Source organism: Cytobacillus sp. (assembly GCF_032154635.1).
Classification (GTDB): Bacteria; Bacillota; Bacilli; order Bacillales; family Cytobacillaceae; genus Cytobacillus.
The window spans coordinates 82,596-98,510 of sequence record NZ_JALDXW010000015.1 but is presented as its reverse complement, the minus strand read 5'-3'; the positions used below and the strand labels follow the sequence as shown (position 1 = coordinate 98,510).

The following is a 15,915-nucleotide window of genomic DNA, read 5'->3' as shown; positions in this document are numbered from 1 at the left end:
TTTTTTTTATAAATTTTTTTCTTTCTTAAATACAGTAAAAAAATGAAATCACAGCTATTCAATTGAATAGCTGTGAAAGAAGCTTAGATTTCATCTAATATATTATTATTTGTATTTTTGTCATCATCGAAAGTCAGCACTTCATCCACAGGCTGATAGGATTCTCCATAAAAATAAGAATCACGATACGTATGGATCATTTCATATGTTTTTTGCATGGCACTAAAGACTAGTTCTTCACTTTCATTATTAGGTGCCCAATATAGAATTTCCATTTCATTGATTTCATTTGTAGCGAGTGAACGTCTTCTGTACCCAATAGAACTTGCATGTTCAAACCCTTCCCTTTTGTAAAAGCGCAGCCTTTTTTCCGTATCTGTATCCTCATAATCAACTGGCTCTACTTCCAAAATAATTGGTTTTTGCTTTTTCTTGAGTTTATCTATTAGCTTATGCCCCAATCCCTGCCCACGGGACTCTTTAGAAACATATAAATAGTCGATGAATACAAAATTATCAAGTTCCGCATACATGAGCACATGAAACGGTCCTTCATCCTTATGATACATGTCAGAACGTTCCTTTAAAAGTGTCTCCATATGCTCTTTTGATTTCATTTCCTCTACAGGAAAATATTGATTCAGCTTTTCATACCAATTCAAGTGTGTTCCCTCCTATTCTGCAAGTAAATTACATCTTAATAATTTAACATACGAAAAATTCATAATCAAATAGGTGATTCACTATTTTTTCCCTTTAAATACTTGAGAACTTCTACTACAATAAGAATAGAGGTTATACAATCTTAGTCCAGAGTCTTGCTGTAAAATAGAATGATGGGGGTTTATCATGGGAGGATACATATTCGATTTAGCAGTTGTTGCTCTACTTATTATTGGATTCACGGCTACACTAGGTGTTCTAACTAACGGAATTGGTGAGAAGCTCTTCAGCGGTAAAAAGGGGTCTGTATTTGTTGATCAATCGATAAAAATACAGTCTGGCTGGAAGCTAGTCGGTGGAAAAAAGAAATAAAATTCTTGGAGATGCTAACGTCAGTAAGCATCTCTTTTCTTCAAAAATAAAACGATCTCATTTAAGAGATCGTTTCTTTTATTTTACATATTGCGCTTTATAGGCTTGGGCTTCTTTCTCAGAACAATAAACATAATGACCTGGTACAATTTCGCGCATTTCAAGTTGTTCACTGTCACTATAATTATGAACTTTCGGATCATATGATACACGTTTACGTGTGCGTTCTGTGTCTGGATCTGGAAGCGGAATTGCAGATAATAATGACTGTGTATATGGGTGCATTGGATTGTTATATAAATCTTCAGCAGTAGCCAGCTCGACTAACTTTCCGAAATACATAACACCAATACGATCACTTATATACTTAACCATTGAAAGGTCATGGGCAATGAATAAATATGTTAAACCCTTTTCACGCTGAAGCTTTTTCATCAAGTTTACTACTTGTGCCTGAATGGAAACGTCAAGTGCTGAGATTGGCTCATCAGCAATGATAAAATCTGGGTCAACAGCGAGTGCACGCGCAATCCCAATACGCTGTCTTTGACCGCCTGAAAACTCATGCGGATAGCGGTTGGCATGTTCCTTATTTAAACCAACTGTTTCTAACAGCTCATATACCTTTCCCATTCGATCTTTTCTATCTTTTGCCAGTCCATGAATATCAATGCCCTCAGCAATGATATCAGCAACCGTCATTCTCGGATTTAGAGATGCATAAGGATCTTGGAAGATCATTTGCATTTTACGGTTAAACTTTTTCAGTTCCTTCGCTGATTTCTTTCCATGTACGTCTTCACCATTGAAAAGAACTTGCCCATCCGTTGCATCATAAAGGCGAATAATCGTACGGCCAGTTGTAGATTTTCCGCATCCTGACTCACCTACAAGACCAAGTGTTTCACCTTTATAAATATCAAAAGTAATTCCATCAACGGCTTTTACCATATTTCCTTTTCCAACATTGAAATGCTGTTTTAAATTCTTAATTTCTACTAATTTTTCAGCCATGATTATTTTCCCTCCTTCACAATGACCGCTTGATCAAATGTAGAGGATAATTGACGCATCCGCTTCTTCACAGCATCTGGTGGCTCAACCTTTGGTGCATCTGGATGAAGAAGCCATGTTTTTGCAAAATGAGTTTCAGAGATTTGGTACATAGGCGGTTCTTCTTCAAAATCAATTGCTAGAGCATATTGATTTCTTGCTGCAAACGCATCACCCTTCGGAGGATTTGTTAAATCTGGCGGTGTACCAGGAATCGCTGCAAGATCTGCCTTATTATCATTATCTAAACTAGGCATGGAGGCTAATAATCCCCATGTGTAAGGATGACGAGGATCATAGAAAATCTCATCAACCGTACCCATTTCAACAATTTGGCCAGCATACATAACCGCTACACGGTCGGCAACGTTTGCAACGACACCAAGGTCATGGGTAATGAAGATAATCGATGTATCCATCTTGCTTTGAAGATCCTTCATTAAATCCAGTATTTGTGCTTGAATCGTAACATCCAATGCAGTTGTTGGTTCATCGGCAATTAATAGCTTAGGATTTGCTGCAAGCGCAATCGCAATCATTGCACGCTGTCTCATCCCGCCCGAAAATTCATGCGGGTATTGATTAACACGTCTTTCAGGCATTGGTATCCCAACAAGGTTCAGCAGTTCCACTGCACGTGTTTTCGCTGCTTGTTTAGACATATTTTGATGCTTTATTAAGCCTTCCATAATCTGCGTTCCTATTTTCATTGTTGGATTCAAAGAAGTCATAGGATCTTGGAAGATCATGCTAATTTCTTTTCCGCGGATTTTTTCCATTTGTTTTTCTGTTTTAGGAACAATATCGTCTCCATTAAAGAGAATTTGACCACCTGTAATTTTGCCAGGCGGCATTGGTATTAATTTCATAATTGTCTGGGAGGTCACGCTCTTTCCAGACCCTGATTCACCAACAATGGCAAGTGTCTCTCCTTTATGAAGGTCAAAGCTTACACCACGAACCGCTTTTACTGATCCTCCATACGTTTGGAATGAGACTTCTAAATCTTTTACCTCAAGTATCTTTTCCATATTCTCACTCCCTTGTCTAGCTACGGCGTCTAGGGGTCTCGAGGTCTTAAGTCAATCTGTCAAGAAGGCTGCAAAACATCTTCATTCCAGGTTCACCTAAAGTATATAGCCCACAAAAAGTGGGTCCTGCAGACGTTGCCACTAGACGTGGCATTCGTCGTGCGCCTTCCTCGATAAAGCAAGCCGCCTTTCGCATTACAAATTATTTGCGAAGTCTTGGGTCTAGTGCGTCACGTAAGCCATCTCCAACAACATTAAACGCAAAAATCGTTAAACTGATAAAGATAGCAGGGAAAAATAGACGCCATGGATAATATCGGATTGCAGGCAGCCCATCATTTGCCATTGTTCCCCAGCTGGCAAGAGGAGGTGTTAAACCTAGCCCGATGAAACTTAAGAATGCTTCTGTGAAGATCGCATTTGGAATTGTTAATGTCATTGTAACAAGAATTGGTGCCATCGAGTTTGGAATTAAATGTTTGGCCATTATACGGCTCGTATTTGCACCTAGTGTTTTTGCTGCTAGTACATATTCTTGACTCTTTAATGATAATACTTGCCCACGGACAATCCGGGCCATGTTGATCCAGCCGGTAATCGTCATAGCAAGAATCATTGTTCCTAATCCTTGACCAAGTACGACCATTAATAGGATAACTAATAGAAGGTAAGGAACTCCATACAGTACGTCCGCAAAACGCATCATCATTTCGTCAGTACGTCCGCCTTTATAGCCGGAAATACCTCCCCATAATACACCGATGAATAAGTCAATCAATGCCGCAGCAACCCCGATAAAGATCGAGATTCTTGCACCTTCCCATGTACGTGCAAAAACGTCACGCCCAAGGTCATCAGTACCAAACCAATGTTCAGAAGATGGTGCTTGGTTTTTATTTGTTAAATCATTTGTTCGATAATCATATTCAGTCATATATGGTCCAAAGATTGCCATAAAGATTAATATTCCTAATAATATCAATCCGAACATAGCAAGCTTGTTTTTTCGGAATCGGATAAATACGTCTTTCCAGAACGAAAGACTTGGTTTGGAAATCTTCTCAGCTTCAGAAACTTTTGTGCCAACTAGTTGAAATTTATCTTTCGAAATCTGCATAATTTACTCTCCTTTCTTCCCACCAGCAAGTTTGATGCGCGGGTCGATAATTCCATACGCTATATCAACAAGGAGAATCGATGCGAGCAATATAATACTATAGAACACTGTCACACCCATAATAACCGTATAATCACGGTTAGTAATACTTGTTACAAAGTGAGCACCCAAGCCAGGGATACCAAAGATTCTTTCAATAACGAAGCTTCCCGTTAAAATCCCTGCGGTTAACGGTCCCATATAGGTTACAACAGGTAAAAGCGCGTTACGAATCGCATGCTTTACAGTAATAACCCCTCGGCTAAGACCTTTCGCCTTCGCTGTTTTAATATAATCATTGCTCATTACTTCTAGCATGCTTGAACGGGTTAATCGTGCAATAAATGCCATCGGTGTTGAAGCTAATGCCAGAGCTGGCAGAACGGTATGCATAAATGTTTCAAATCGTGCTACTGGGAATACCCCCATTTTAATCGCAAGAAAGTATTGTAAAAAGGTTGCCATAATAAAGGATGGAACGGATATACCCGCCACCGCAATTATCATTGCCGTGTAATCCTGCCATTTATTATGCTTTAATGCAGCAATAATCCCTAATATAAGACCAATTGCAACTGCTAGAAAGATTGCTTCCATACCAAGAATGAATGATACTGGAAATCCTTCACTAATTAAATCATTAACCGTTTGGCTTTTGTACTTAAATGATGGACCAAAATCCCATTTAACTACCTTTAATAAATAATCCCCGTATTGAGCGTACCAAGGCTTGTCTAAGCCATAGTGAGCATTTAGATTCGCTTCAATTTCGGGAGGCAGCTGTTTCTCAGATGTAAATGGGTTTCCCGGTGCAATGCGCATGAAGAAAAACGTAGCTGTAATGATCAGCCATAATGAGATGAGCATGTACAGTAAGCGCTTTCCAATATATTTGGCCATTGTCAAACACCTCCAATTTAATACGAAAAGCATTGAGCATCAACATTAGCAACATGCATAAGTCAATTCCTTACAAAAGGTGTACTTTCCTTTGGAAAGGAATTAGCTTATGCAAAGTAGCCGCTGCTGCTCATAGCTAGACAGTTTCTCTAAAGCCGAAACGAAGGTATACGGGTCATTAGTATCCCATATACCTTTCGTTTATTAGCTATTTTTATTCAAAATGTGCCCATTTGTATTGAACATCACCAAGACCAGAAACAACTACACCCTTTAAGTTATCAGCTTGAACCCAGTTGTTTGTATAGAAGTAGATAGGCAATACTGGCATATCTTCCATGAATACTGCTTCAGCATCTTTTAACATTTGTTGACGAGCGTCATGATCGCCTTCAGTTGCAGATTTAGCAAGTAACTCTTGGAATTCTTTGCTTTCCCAACCTGTATCGTTGTTGCCGCCTTTAGCGTCACGGTACATTTCTAGGAAGTTAATTGCATCATTAAAGTCACCTAACCAGCCCATACGAGCTACTTGATAATCTAATGAATGTACTTTATCCAGGTAAACAGCCCACTCTTGGTTTTCAAGAGTTACTTCAATACCAAGGTTATTCTTCCACATATCTTGGATTGCTTGAGCAATCTTTTGATGTGCTTCAGAAGTGTTGTAAGACAGCACGATAGCTGGAAGTTCAGAAGGATCCTTGTAGCCAAGCTCTTCTAAACCTTTTTGTAAAAATTCTTTTGCAGTTTCAACATCATTATCAGGGAAATAACCCTTTTCATTTTCAGGGAACATTGTCGGTGGTACGATACCCATAGCCGGTAGTTGCTCACCTTGTAAAATGTTGTCAATTAATTCTTGACGGTTGATGGCATGTGCCAAAGCTTTACGAATATTTACGTTAGCTGTTGGACCTTCAGTTGTATTGAACTTATAGTTGTAGATACCAGCAATTGATTTAGTAACTAAGCGACCTTCATCTTTAAGCGCCTGCATTGCATCTGTTGGCAGTGCACCAGTTGGAGATCCAGCCCAATCAAGCTCGCCATTATCAAACATAGATAATTCAGTGTTTGGATCGTTAATCATAATCATTTCAATATTGGTTAATTTAACAGTGTCTGCATCCCAATATTTTTCATTCTTTTCAAGAAGAATCTTGTCGCTGTGAGACCATTCAGTCATAACGAAAGGACCGTTAGACGTATAATCTTCGCCAGCATCATTAGCCCAATCAGGGTTTGCTTCAGCAATTTTGCTGTTGATTGGTAAGTAAGTATAGAATGCTGTTAATTCTAAGAAGAATGGCGTTGGATTTGCTAATGTAACTTCTAATGTTTTGTCATCTTTTGCAACAACACCTACATCATCAAGTGATCCACCGTTAAGGTTTGCTTCTTCTGCACCTTTAATATAGTACAGCTGATATGCATACTCAGATTGGTTGTTAGGATCTAAAGCCCATTTCCAAGCATATTCAAAATCTTTTGCAGTTACAGGGTCACCATTTGACCATGTAGCATCACGTAGAGTGAACGTGTAAACTGTTTGGTCATCGGAAATGTCAATTTTTTCTGCTGCTGCTTCATGAGGTTGTCCATCTTCACCAATACGTGTTAATCCTTCGAATGTTTGACGAAGAACCGTACCGGAAGTAGCATCTTTCGCTAATCCTGGGTGTAAAGAAGGTGGTTCAGTGTTGATATTAACACTTAATTCTTGCGGAACATTAGATTTACCAGAATCTTTGTCGCCGCCCTTTTCGCCGCCGTCCGCATTGTCTTTGCCGCCACAAGCCGCAAGGAACATGCTAAGAACTAGCAACATACTAAAAAAGATCGATAGTCTTTTCTTCACGGATGAAACCCCCTATATATATTTACCCAAACGTTCTCTACAACTTTTTTCTACGAAATACAACTGTACGCTCCAGGTATATTACTTAAATAGTCTGTAAATTCAGAGTGAAAAAATATAGCAGACTATCTGCTAGTAATTCAAAAAGCAAGTCCAATCTATCAAGTTAGTAAGAATATTTTGAAAACATCATAGAACTTGTTGGTTCCTTACTCTTATTCTACTATAATAAATTCCTTAATTTTCGACATGTTATATTTTCGTAAAATTTGTAACAATTTCGTAAAGAATTCGTTTGTTAGGTTTATTATAAATAGTTTAAAAATTTATTGCAAGTAGGTTTTATCTGTTATATATCAATCTAGCAATCCCGTTTTTCTAAAAATACTTATTTAATAAGTGTTTGACAGACCAAAAAAATTTTTTAGATTCGTCATTATTCGAGTTTTTTTGCATATTTCCGAATAATAATTTATAAAAAAACGATCGATTTTTGTGATATTTTTTGATGAAAATCTTGATTTTGATACCCATTTACTATAATATTACATTTAATATAATAAAAGCAATGGCAATGATAAAGAGTAGTACATTTATTTTTGGTTTCAAGAGAACTTGTGGTTGGTGCAAACAAGTAACCAAGTAAATCGAATGGACTTTTGAGCCTTCGTTAAAGACGTTCCCTCACGTTACAGAGGATTCCATGTATATCATAACATGGTACAGAGTGGCTCAGATTTATGAGTAATTAGGGTGGCAACGCGGACCATTCGTCCCTATTTTTGGGGGATGAATGGTCTTTTTTGTGTTTATTTTCTTTATATCTTGTTCATCTTATATGTAGAAATAATCCCGTTATACCCAATATTCGATTATACATTTTTAATCATTGCCAATGATAAGGAGGAAAAATCATGAAAACTATTTTTTCTGGCATCCAGCCAAGCGGAACGATTACACTTGGTAATTATATTGGTGCCTTAAAGCAATTCGTTGAATTACAAAATGAATATAATTGTTATTTTTGTATTGTCGACCAGCATGCAATCACCGTTCCGCAGGACAAATTAGAATTGAGAAAAAATATTCGCAGCCTTGCTGCACTTTATTTAGCAGTTGGGATTGATCCTGAAAAGGCAACCCTTTTCATTCAATCCGAGGTCCCTGCCCATGCTCAAGCGGGATGGATGATGCAATGCATTTCGTATATCGGTGAGCTAGAAAGAATGACTCAGTTTAAAGATAAATCTGCCGGCAAAGATGCTGTTTCAGCAGCTCTTTTAACATATCCGCCATTAATGGTTGCAGATATTTTGTTATATAGTACAGATCTCGTGCCTGTTGGCGAAGATCAAAAGCAGCATATCGAATTAACACGTGATTTAGCAGAAAGATTTAATAAAAAATATAATGATATTTTTACAATTCCTGATGTCCGCATTCCAAAAGTAGGTGCTCGGATCATGTCCCTGCAAGAACCTACAAAGAAAATGAGCAAATCTGATCCAAATACGAAAGCATCGATTCGGCTGCTGGATGATCTAAAACAAATTGAGAAAAAAATTAAAAGTGCCGTTACCGATTCGGAAGGCATTGTCAAATACGATAAAGAAAATAAACCAGGAGTTTCTAATCTTCTTTCTATTTATTCAATTTTCTCAGGAAAAGAGATCAGTGAAATTGAAAAGATGTATGTAGGTAAAGGGTATGGAGATTTTAAAGCTGATTTAGCAGAAGTGGTTATAAATGAAATTAAGCCAATCCAAGAAAAATATACAGAGCTAATGCAATCAAGAGAGCTTGATGAAATCCTTGACCGAGGGGCTGAAAAAGCACAGGCGGTCGCAAATAAAATGCTGAAAAAAATGGAAAATGCAATGGGGTTAGGGAGAAAAAGAAGATAAAAGTAAAAAGGAGCTAACTGTAGCTCCTTTTAATTTACTTTCGGTCCATGTTCCATTTCCCATAGCTTCTCAAAAAACGGCTGTCCTTTTATTAGGTTTTCACAAAATTGTTCATGCTTGCTTGTCCATCCGTACTTACTTTGTTCAAATAAATGTAACCAAGCCTCCTCAAAGTCCATTTGTTGAATTTCAGAATAACATTCTGGACTCCACTCCGTATACCAATAACGTACTTCAGCAACATTTTTTGAGGAATACAACTGATCAAGCGCCATAAACATTAATTGTTTTAACTGTCTTTCTTTTCTTGTCAATCCACTCATAAGCTCCGGGGAAGGGGAGAGAATGTGAAAGTCTTTTAATGCTCGATTGTCATTGAAGGAATAAGAAATTGCCTCATGATTTTCAAGCATTTCATAGGCAAGCTGTTCCTGCCTGGGAATCAACCTGCTTTTGCGGATTGGAATATTATATCCTATCGTATCAACAGCTAATATTTCTTCACCATCAGAGACTACAAAACAATATTCCAGTTGAACACGTTCATGATTTTTACGTAAGTAGGCTTTTTGATAAATGTCATCTAAAAGTTGTTGAGGCAGCTCTGACAAATCATTTTCAATATAATTAAATAAAATGGGATCAATTTTTAATAATGGCACTTGATCAAGTAGTTCTACTCCATCATCTTTACGCCATTCATGAAAGTGGCAAACATTGTAGCCGTTTTCTTCACCTTCAAACCAGTTCACCCAAACATCATGAAGATACAACATCTTATAACCCCCACTTCAACAAACTATTTGTCATTAAGTATGGGCAGACAGAAGTAAAATTATTCCTAAATTAGAAAATGGATATTGACTTGTTTTCTTTATTAGTGAACAAAAGAAAAAAGCCTCCATGATTTGTTTCAGGAGGCTTTTTCATTTTCTTTTAATCGATCGATTTAGGATCTAATGCATCACGAAGGCCATCACCAATGAAGTTGAAAGAAAGAACCGTTAATAGTATGAGCAATCCTGGAAAAAATGGATACCATGGTGCGGATAACATAACTGTATAATTTTGTGCATCATAAAGCATATTTCCCCAACTTGGTGTTGGCGGTTGAATCCCCAATCCAAAATAACTTAAAGCTGCTTCCGCTAAAATTACATTTCCTATTAGTAAAGTTGCAGATACAATGATTGGCCCCATCGCATTCGGAAGAATGTGACTGAAAATAATTTTGTAAGCCTTCGTCCCAATGGTTTTTGATGCAAGGACAAATTCTCTTGATCTTAGTGTTAAGAATTCTCCCCTAACTAAACGGGCAGTGTTTGTCCAGGTTGTTAACGCAAAGATAAGGATTAGATTTCCAACACTTGGTTTGAAGATTGTAACAACAGTAATTAGTAAGAAGAAGCTAGGAATTGAAATAACAATATCCACAAATCTCATAAGCATTGCATCAATAATGCCCCCGTAATATCCTGCTAGTGCACCAACACTAACACCAATAATTAACGCACCCACAACGGAAGCAAATCCTACAAGCAATGAAATTTGTCCACCGTATAGCAGTCGAGTAAAAATATCCCTTCCATATCGATCGGTTCCTAACCAATATTCACTGCTAGGCGGCTTGAGCTTGTCAATTAGATTCTGTTGTTCAAAGCTATAAGGCGCAATTAATGGAGCAAACACAGCTGAAATAATGATTATAAACAAAATAACTGATCCAGTAACTGCAAGCTTGTTCTTGAAAAACTTTCTAAAAAATATTCTAGTTAATGTATCTGGCTTTTCTTTTAAATTGGGGTTGAGTTGCAATTCTTCTTGAGAAATTTCTATATTGCTTTGTGCCATGAATAACCCCTCCTTAATATTCAATACGCGGATCAAATATCGCGTACAAAATATCAGCTAATAAATTTCCAATTACAACAAAAATGGCTGAAACTACTGTAAGTGCCATTATAACTGGATAATCCCTTTGGAAAGCAGAGTCAATGAATAGTGAACCAATACCCGGCCAAGAAAATATTTTTTCAGTGATTGCCGCGCCACCAATAAATGAAGGAAGCATTAGTCCAAATAGGGTTACAATCGGAATCATTCCATTTCTTAAACCATGCTTCAGAACGACCTTCTTCTCTTTAAAACCTTTTGACATTGCCGTACGGATATAATCCTGCTTTAACACATCTAGCATTGATGACCTTGTGTATCGAGTTAATGCTGCCATATCAGCTAATGCCAAAACGATTGCGGGAAGGATTAGATGATGAATTCGATCCCAAATACTAAACGGCGCATTTAGAGTTGCTACTCCGCCTGTCGGGAACCAGCCAAGATTGACTGAAAAAAACATGATTAGCATTAACCCAAACCAAAAATTCGGTGTTGCTACTCCTAAAAATGACCCCACCGTTACTGTATAATCGAGTTTGGAATAGGGTCGCATCGCAGAATATATTCCAAAAGGAATGGCAATTATCGCTGCAAGGAAGGTGGATACTAACATTAGTAATAAAGTATTTGGTAGTCTGTTCATAATAAGCTCGCTAACAGGAACCCCACGCTTAATTAAAGAGTTGCCAAAATCACCCTTCACCATATTGCCGAGCCATTTGAAATATTGAATATGTACAGGATCATTCAACCCATATTTCTCTTCAAACTTCTCTCGATCTGATGGTTTCAAAGTAGGATCCATTAACATGGAAACGGGTCCACCAGGTGCTGCCTTTATAATCACAAAGGATAAGATGGTAATTCCTAATAACAAGGGAATAGCCATTAATGTTCGCCGAAAAATGTATGAGACCATCGCCTATTCTCCCTCTCAATTTATTCATTTTATTCAAATACTTGGCTATCAAAACTAACCAGTAGAATTTTCGATTTTTAATAAAAAAGTAAGGGAAGGGTAAACAATCCCTTACTTTTTTTTATTTAGTCCCTTATTATTCGGACTTTAACCACCATTTGCTAATTTTGTAATATTGATTTTTCGCATGGAATTCAAAGCCTTGTAGGTTCTTAGGAAGTGCACGGAATTCTTCTGGATAGTAAAGGAATGTATATGGCTGATCTTCAGCAAGTGCTGCTTGAATCTTTCCAATCATTTCCTTACGCTTTTCTTTGTCTAGCTCTTGAAGCTGTGCATCCATTAAAACATCAATTTCTGGATTTGAGTAACCAGTAAAGTTTAGACCTTTTTCAATTTCTTTCGTATGGAAAATGCCGCTTGGATCTGGGTCAACACCTAAGCTCCAGCCAAGTACAATCCCTTCAAAATTCCATACTCCTGGATCGATATCTGCAATTAATGCGCTAAATTCTACGATTTGTGGGATAATTTCGATCCCGACTTCTTTTAGTTGCTGTTGAAGAATGACAACAATATCTTCACGTACTTTGTTTCCTTGGTTAGTTTTTACTTCAACAGAGAATCTTTCTCCGTCTTTTTCAAGAATGCCGTCAGCACCTGGCTTCCAGCCAGCATCTGCTAACATTTTCTTCGCTTTTTCTACATCGTATTCAAACTTTGGTACATCAGGATTATACGCCCAGCTTAGTGGACTTTCAGGTACATGTGCTACTTCACCAAGTCCTGCCATTACGTTATCAACAATGGCTTTACGGTCAATTGCATGAGTAATGGCTTGACGAACTGACTTGTCTTGGAATTTCGGATCGCGCTGGTTAAAGCCTAGGAACGAATAAGAAAGGGCCAAACCAGATTCTAAACGAAGGTTTGCAGCATCTGCAAAGCTTTCAACCGTTGGTACGTCAGGCTGTGGGATACCTGCAAAGTAATGGATGTCTCCAGCCTGTAATTGAGCAATGACAGCATTCGCATCTGGTACAATTTTGTATGTTACAGAATCAAGATATGGACGGCCATCCCAGTAATCATCATTGGCTACAACCTTTACGTATTCCCCATCTTTCCACTCTTCAAACTTGAATGGGCCAGAACCGATTGGTGTTTTTGTGTTAAATTCGTGTTCACCCATCTCAGCAACCGGAACATCTTTTAAAATATGTTCAGGCAGGATGCCAAAACCAAGGCTAACAACTGGGAACTGTGCATCCACTTGTTTTAAAGTAAATTTAACTGTATACTGATCAATTTTTTCTACTTTTTCAATATTTTCAAAATAAGATTTCCGTATCCCATCATAATCAGGGCTTAACGGAATGTTGTATGTAAATACAACATCATCTGCATCTAGGGGCTCACCATCATGGAACTTTGCATTTTCTACAATTTTAATTGTAAATGTTAATCCATCCGGAGACGCTTCAAATGTTTCTGCTAATCCGCCATCTGTTACTGGGTTGAATTCTAAGTCATTACCCATTAAACTATCGAAAATCATATCTTCAATATCTGAGCTAGAAGCATCATTTGAATATAGTGGATTGAACATTGTTGGTGAACCTGTTGATCCAACAATCAGGTCTCCTCCAACTTGTGGCTCATCATTCGCTGCCTCTTCAGCTGACGGAGTTTCCTCTTTTTCTGTTTCTTTCGCAGGTTCATTTGTTTTCTGACCGCCTGAACATGCAGCAAGGAACATTGATAATACTAGCATTAAGCTAATTAATAACCATGCCGACTTTTTCATTCATTTCCCCCCTGGGTTTATTATTTTTGTTTCAAAATCCTATTAAGAGAACGACTGTAGTATACCGCCCCCCTTCAAAGGTTTTATATACTAAATGCTTGCCCCCTAAAAAGGTCTCAAGTCATTTAATAGCCATTATTAAATATTTGAATATTCCGAAGTTAACGAATAGAAAATTACCATGATCTTAAAATGATTAATATAAGTGACAAGCAACGAAGTGATCCTTCTTAATCTCTTTGAAATCAGGTATCTGCTCACTACACATTGGAGTTGCCGCAGGGCAGCGTGTATGGAATACACATCCTTGAGGCGGGTTCGCTGGGCTTGGCAAATCACCCTTTAGGATGATTCTTTCCCTTGTCTGAACCCCTTTCTTTTTTGGAACTGGAACTGCTGACATGAGGGCCTGTGTATATGGATGGAGAGGCTCATCATATAAATCCGTTTTGTTTGCAAGTTCCATGATTTTCCCTAGATACATCACGCCAACTCTATCACTGATGTGTTTTACAACACTTAAGTCATGCGAGATAAATACATATGTTAACCCTAATTGCTCTTGCAGGTCTTCCATCAAATTAATGATTTGTGCCTGAATCGATACATCGAGAGCTGAAACAGGCTCATCTGCAATTATCATGTCTGGATTTAATGCAAGTGCCCGTGCGATCCCAATCCTCTGTCTTTGTCCTCCCGAAAATTCATGGGGATAGCGGTTAATAAACAATGGGTTGAAACCAACTTTTTCCAATAGTTCATCTAACTTTTCTTTTCTTTCCTTTTGACTATATAAATTATGAGTTATCATTGGTTCGCTGAGGATTGATTTCAATGTTTTTCTTGGATTTAGTGATGCATAAGGATCCTGAAACACCATTTGAATATTTTTCCGTACAGTTCGGCGAAGTTCCCCCTCACTCATGTTTGAAACATTCTTCCCTTTAAAAAGGATTTCCCCGCTCGTTGGTTCGTACAATCGAATAAGCGTTCTTCCGGCTGTCGATTTCCCACAGCCCGATTCACCTACTAAACCGATTGTCTCCCCCTTCCTCACGTTAAATGTTAGACCATCTACAGCTTTAATTGATCCAACCGTACGCTGTAAAAATCCTGCTTTAATAGGAAAATGTTTTTTTAAATCCTTAACTTCTAATATATATTCTGAGTCATTATTATTTGGCTGTTTGATTAGTTCAGGTGCTGTTCCGTTCATTTCGTTGCCTCCTTATCATCATGTAAAAAGCAGCGAACTGACCGAGATCCAATTTTCCTAAGTGCAGGCGCCTCACTCCTGCATCGATCAAACGCATGTGGACAGCGCGGTGAAAATCTACATCCAGATGGAAAATGCTCTGGTGGAGGAACCGTTCCTTCAATAGAATAAAGTCGATCTAAATCCGCGTCCAGTGATGGAATAGAACCCATCAAACCTATTGTATAAGGGTGCAAGGGCTCCTCAAATAAATCATCCACCGAAGCTTCTTCCACTACCTGACCACAATACATAACAACCACACGATCAGCCACTTCTGAAACAACACCCAGATCATGGGTAATCAGAAGAATTGAAGTGTCATATTTTTTACTTAGTTCTTTCATTAAATCAAGTATCTGCGCTTGAATTGTTACGTCTAATGCTGTTGTCGGCTCATCAGCAATAAGTAGCTTTGGATTGCAGCTCATTGCAATGGCAATCATGACTCTCTGCCTCATCCCACCTGATAAACGGTGCGGATAATCATCAATAAGTGCTTTTGCACGAGAAAAACCTACCATTTCTAGCATCTCGATTGCTTTCTGTCTCGCTGCACTCTTTGTCATTTTTTGATGATACATTAGAACTTCAATAATTTGCTCTCCTACTGTCAATACAGGATTAAGTGATGTCATTGGTTCTTGGAAAATCATCGAAATATCGTTTCCGCGGATTTTACACATATCGTTATCAGAAAGTCTTGCTAAATCCTGACCGTTAAAAAGAATTTCCCCATCAACGATTTCACCAGGCGGGCTCGGAATTAACCTCATGATAGATAGAGAGGTAATACTTTTACCTGAACCAGATTCGCCAACAAGTGCAACTGTTTCACCTTTATGTATTTTTAAATCAACACCATCAACGGCCGGAATTGTTACTTTCTTTCTCTTAAAGTGAGTTTTTAAGTTTTTAAGTTCCAATAATGCTGCCATAATGCCCTCCGTCCATCAAAAATAAATTACTGCTTCATTTGTTTGCTGCCATTCATGTCTTATGAAGCTATTTAGCAATTATATGAAACTATATTTGTAAAGAATTTCAATATATTCGCCAAATTGGAATTTCAGTATTATTTAATAGTATAATATTACA

The 15,915-nt window shown here is 37.9% G+C and carries 14 protein-coding genes and 1 other annotated feature; of the genes, 2 read left to right on the top strand and 12 right to left on the bottom strand.

The window, feature by feature from the left end:
* Positions 1 to 83: 83 nt before the first annotated feature.
* Complete coding sequence (locus RUH74_RS12610) at positions 84 to 662, bottom strand: GNAT family N-acetyltransferase (protein ID WP_313800667.1); 579 nt, start codon at positions 660 to 662, stop codon at positions 84 to 86.
* 187 nt (positions 663 to 849) lie between these two features.
* Between RUH74_RS12610 and RUH74_RS12605 the strand changes: the two genes are divergently transcribed.
* A complete protein-coding gene (locus tag RUH74_RS12605; protein ID WP_313800666.1) occupies positions 850 to 1,035 on the top strand; it encodes a hypothetical protein in 186 nt (61 codons plus the stop codon).
* 78 nt (positions 1,036 to 1,113) lie between these two features.
* Here RUH74_RS12605 and RUH74_RS12600 read toward each other — a convergent pair whose 3' ends face one another.
* The 5 genes from RUH74_RS12600 to RUH74_RS12580 all read right to left on the bottom strand — a co-directional run bounded on the left by RUH74_RS12600 (position 1,114) and on the right by RUH74_RS12580 (position 7,036).
* Complete coding sequence (locus RUH74_RS12600) at positions 1,114 to 2,049, bottom strand: ABC transporter ATP-binding protein (protein ID WP_313800665.1); 936 nt, start codon at positions 2,047 to 2,049, stop codon at positions 1,114 to 1,116.
* 2 nt (positions 2,050 to 2,051) lie between these two features.
* Positions 2,052 to 3,119 carry an ABC transporter ATP-binding protein gene (locus RUH74_RS12595; RefSeq protein WP_313800664.1) on the bottom strand — a complete coding sequence of 356 codons (1,068 nt, stop codon included), beginning with the start codon at positions 3,117 to 3,119 and terminating at the stop codon, positions 2,052 to 2,054.
* A gap of 202 nt (positions 3,120 to 3,321) precedes the next feature.
* Positions 3,322 to 4,239 (bottom strand): ABC transporter permease, encoded by a 918-nt coding sequence (locus RUH74_RS12590; protein ID WP_396230026.1) that lies wholly within the window; start codon positions 4,237 to 4,239, stop codon positions 3,322 to 3,324.
* Positions 4,240 to 5,175: an ABC transporter permease gene (locus RUH74_RS12585; RefSeq protein WP_313800662.1), complete on the bottom strand. Its 936-nt coding sequence runs from the start codon at positions 5,173 to 5,175 to the stop codon at positions 4,240 to 4,242.
* A gap of 214 nt (positions 5,176 to 5,389) precedes the next feature.
* Positions 5,390 to 7,036, bottom strand: coding sequence for a peptide ABC transporter substrate-binding protein (locus RUH74_RS12580; protein WP_313800661.1), 1,647 nt, complete (start codon positions 7,034 to 7,036; stop codon positions 5,390 to 5,392).
* Positions 7,037 to 7,601: 565 nt separating this feature from the next.
* Positions 7,602 to 7,817 (top strand) — a binding site (T-box leader).
* Positions 7,818 to 7,950: 133 nt separating this feature from the next.
* Between RUH74_RS12580 and trpS the strand changes: the two genes are divergently transcribed.
* Positions 7,951 to 8,940, top strand: a complete 990-nt coding sequence (trpS, locus tag RUH74_RS12575) for a tryptophan--tRNA ligase (RefSeq protein ID WP_313800660.1) — start codon at positions 7,951 to 7,953, stop codon at positions 8,938 to 8,940.
* Between the two features lie 29 nt (positions 8,941 to 8,969).
* Here trpS and RUH74_RS12570 read toward each other — a convergent pair whose 3' ends face one another.
* The 6 genes from RUH74_RS12570 to RUH74_RS12545 form a co-directional block, all read right to left on the bottom strand.
* A complete protein-coding gene (locus RUH74_RS12570; RefSeq protein ID WP_313800659.1) occupies positions 8,970 to 9,716 on the bottom strand; it encodes a YjbA family protein in 747 nt (248 codons plus the stop codon).
* A 160-nt stretch (positions 9,717 to 9,876) separates the two neighbouring features.
* Positions 9,877 to 10,791, bottom strand: coding sequence for an oligopeptide ABC transporter permease (gene opp4C / locus RUH74_RS12565; RefSeq protein ID WP_313800658.1), 915 nt, complete (start codon positions 10,789 to 10,791; stop codon positions 9,877 to 9,879).
* 13 nt (positions 10,792 to 10,804) lie between these two features.
* A complete protein-coding gene (locus tag RUH74_RS12560; RefSeq protein ID WP_313800657.1) occupies positions 10,805 to 11,755 on the bottom strand; it encodes an ABC transporter permease in 951 nt (316 codons plus the stop codon).
* A 136-nt stretch (positions 11,756 to 11,891) separates the two neighbouring features.
* Positions 11,892 to 13,562, bottom strand: coding sequence for a peptide-binding protein (locus RUH74_RS12555; protein ID WP_313800656.1), 1,671 nt, complete (start codon positions 13,560 to 13,562; stop codon positions 11,892 to 11,894).
* Positions 13,563 to 13,758: 196 nt separating this feature from the next.
* A complete protein-coding gene (locus RUH74_RS12550; protein ID WP_313800655.1) occupies positions 13,759 to 14,778 on the bottom strand; it encodes an ABC transporter ATP-binding protein in 1,020 nt (339 codons plus the stop codon).
* On the bottom strand, positions 14,775 to 15,755 hold the full coding sequence (locus tag RUH74_RS12545) for an ABC transporter ATP-binding protein (RefSeq protein ID WP_313800654.1): 981 nt from the start codon (positions 15,753 to 15,755) through the stop codon (positions 14,775 to 14,777). Before RUH74_RS12545 ends, RUH74_RS12550 begins: the two co-directional genes overlap by 4 nt.
* Positions 15,756 to 15,915: the final 160 nt, after the last annotated feature.